This window comes from Flavobacterium saliperosum (assembly GCF_900100625.1).
Lineage (GTDB): Bacteria > Bacteroidota > Bacteroidia > Flavobacteriales > Flavobacteriaceae > Flavobacterium > Flavobacterium saliperosum.
Map to the genome: position 1 here is coordinate 1 of NZ_FMTY01000019.1, position 1,684 is coordinate 1,684.

A 1,684-nucleotide genomic window follows, 5' to 3' on the forward strand; every position below is an offset into this window, starting at 1 on the left:
GCTAACGTCCCGTGGCTTTGCGAAGTTTGGGGATTGGTTTGCCCAAAAGTATCAATTTAGGATTAAGTTTACAAATACAAAACTAACATTAAATTTAGCCTTAAAGCCCAAATTTCGCAAAACCAATGTTAGTGGCTGTTTTTATTTTTTGTTTGACTTACCTTTTACGTAAACTTCTTTTTCGAAATATTTATACAAATCTGTTATTTCGAGTTCGGCAGAATCCTTCCCAATCAAACGTTCTTTTAAAATCTTTTCTTCTATTTTTCCTTTAATTAGAAGTTTTCCTTCTTTATAAGCATAAACTCCAAAAAATGGATTACGAGTTCCATCAGTAAAAGTATCGTTTTTAATTTCTTTTTCTGAGTATTGATTTTCAATAATTACGTTTAGAAAGTTATAATCGCTTTTAGTCGTATTATCATAATAGTTCAAGGTTAATTTATTTTTTCCAAGTTTGATTGTATCTGGAATATTTAATTTAAAAAAAGAACTTTTTGTATGGTTTATTTTTCCATTTGCTTTGTAAACAATTACTTGGTTTAAATATGCACTATCTCTGAGTTCATAATATTCTTCGCGTCGTAAAAGTTTATTTTTCTCATTATATATCTCCTGCCAATTTTGTCTATGACCATTTTTGAAAAATCCTTTTTCTCTAATATTGCCATTTGGATAATATACAAATACAGAATCTTTAACTTCTCCGTTAAGAAGTTGACCTGTAACTTTTAGTTCCCCACTTTCATAGTATTCCTCATATGGTCCATTTCTAATCCCTTTATCATCAAGTGTAATTTTCAAAGCTAAATTTCCATTTGAATAATACTCTTTATGAAATTTATCTTTGCTACAAGAGAAATTTAGAATAATAAGGATCAAAAATATTTTTTTCATTGCTGTTTTCTCATTTTTGGCAAAATAGCCACTAACGTCCCGCCGGCTTTGTGCTGGTGGGGATTTTTGTCCCCAAACCATTCCGCCAAGACTGAAGTCAAATATATAAAAAAACCTTTAAATTTTGCCTAAAACCCCACTTGCACAAAACCGCTGTTAGTGGCTGGCAAATTTTATTTATCAAAGATTATTAAAGAGTTCCAATATTCTCCCATTTGTCCACGTTTACACATTTCCAATTTGTCTATAACTTTAGGGAAATATTTTTCGGTTCTATTTTTAATAAATTGATTTAAATTCGGAAAGCTTTCAAGTTTTTCAAATGTATAATCCCAAATAGCGTAATAATTTAGCATCCATTTTAATTCGATATCTAAAGATTCTGTTTGAATTTTATCTTCTAATATTTTTAAAATATGAAATTCAGATTTCTCATCAAGTTCTCCGATTCCTGTTAAATAATTTGGTTCAGTTTTAGAATACCATTGAATAAATAAACCGCGCTTTAAAGCTTCATTGTCTATTTCAGAAAGATTTGCATAATGCTTATGGATTTGTCTATAAGAATTAAAAATATCGTATAATTTTTCGTCGGATTCTTTTTGATTGTAAATCTTCAATACAATTGAATATAATTCACTTTCTTTTTTTGTTAATTCTTCTATTTCCATCCAGTTTTTTATTGCTTGCCACTAACGTCCCGGGGCTTCATGAAGTTGGGGTTTATATATTTCCAAACCATTGAATAACCACGGAAGCCAAATATATGAAATAACCTTTAAATTTA

At 29.2% G+C, this 1,684-nt stretch carries 2 protein-coding genes; both read right to left on the minus strand.

The window, feature by feature from the left end; all coding sequences use genetic code 11:
* Positions 1 to 141 precede the first annotated feature (141 nt).
* The gene (locus BLQ05_RS13560; protein ID WP_143000968.1) at positions 142 to 978 is read right to left on the minus strand and encodes a toxin-antitoxin system YwqK family antitoxin; all 837 of its coding nucleotides are present in this window, start codon (positions 976 to 978) and stop codon (positions 142 to 144) included.
* Positions 979 to 1,070: 92 nt separating this feature from the next.
* Positions 1,071 to 1,568: a hypothetical protein gene (locus BLQ05_RS13565; protein ID WP_023577706.1), complete on the minus strand. Its 498-nt coding sequence runs from the start codon at positions 1,566 to 1,568 to the stop codon at positions 1,071 to 1,073.
* Positions 1,569 to 1,684 lie beyond the last annotated feature (116 nt).